6 tRNA genes are annotated in these 735 nt (G+C 46.5%); all 6 read right to left on the minus strand.

What is annotated here, in order from left to right:
* Nucleotides 1-43: 43 nt before the first annotated feature.
* A tRNA-Gly gene (locus CRN98_RS17305) sits at nucleotides 44-118 on the minus strand.
* 87 nt (nucleotides 119-205) lie between these two features.
* A tRNA-Leu gene (locus CRN98_RS17310) sits at nucleotides 206-289 on the minus strand.
* 31 nt (nucleotides 290-320) lie between these two features.
* Nucleotides 321-396 (minus strand) — tRNA-Lys (locus CRN98_RS17315).
* Between the two features lie 12 nt (nucleotides 397-408).
* A tRNA-His gene (locus CRN98_RS17320) sits at nucleotides 409-484 on the minus strand.
* Nucleotides 485-503: 19 nt separating this feature from the next.
* Nucleotides 504-579 (minus strand) — tRNA-Lys (locus CRN98_RS17325).
* 12 nt (nucleotides 580-591) lie between these two features.
* Nucleotides 592-668 (minus strand) — tRNA-Arg (locus CRN98_RS17330).
* Nucleotides 669-735: the final 67 nt, after the last annotated feature.

The raw sequence follows: 735 nt of genomic DNA on the forward strand, positions 1-735 counted from the left end.
CTTGGAAGGCTAGCACTCTACCATTGAGTTACACCCGCATATTTGGAGCGGAAGACGAGATTCGAACTCGCGACGTTCACCTTGGCAAGGTGACGCTCTACCACTGAGCCACTCCCGCATATTTTTTTATTTATAATTACTTCAAATTAAACACCCCAATTAATTGAGATGTTTCTTTTATAAAGAATAATTTCGCAATCATATATGGTGCAGGTGACAGGAGTTGAACCTGCAAGCCATAGGCGCTAGATCCTAAGTCTAGTGCGTCTGCCAATTCCGCCACACCTGCATATATGTGCACACTTACTAATAAGTGCTAATGGTGGCTCACCGGGGAATCGAACCCCGGACAACATGATTAAAAGTCATGTGCTCTACCAACTGAGCTAGTGAACCATATTATGTTTGTGGGGTGAATGAAGGGATTCGAACCCTCGACAACCAGAATCACAATCTGGCGCTCTACCAGCTGAACTACATCCACCACATCATTCTCAAATTGTTGGTGCGCCATCAGGGGATCGAACCCGGGACACCCTGATTAAGAGTCAGGTGCTCTACCAACTGAGCTAATGGCGCATATTATATTAATGGTGCGTCTTAAGAGATTCGAACTCCTGGCCCACGCCTTAGAAGGGCGTTGCTCTATCCAGCTGAGCTAAAGACGCATATTTGGAGCGGGTGAAGGGAATCGAACCCTCGTAACTAGCTTGGAAGGCTAGCACTCTACCATTG

This window comes from Clostridium peptidivorans, assembly GCF_900205925.1.
In the GTDB taxonomy this organism is placed as follows: domain Bacteria; phylum Bacillota; class Clostridia; order Clostridiales; family Clostridiaceae; genus Clostridium_AK; species Clostridium_AK peptidivorans.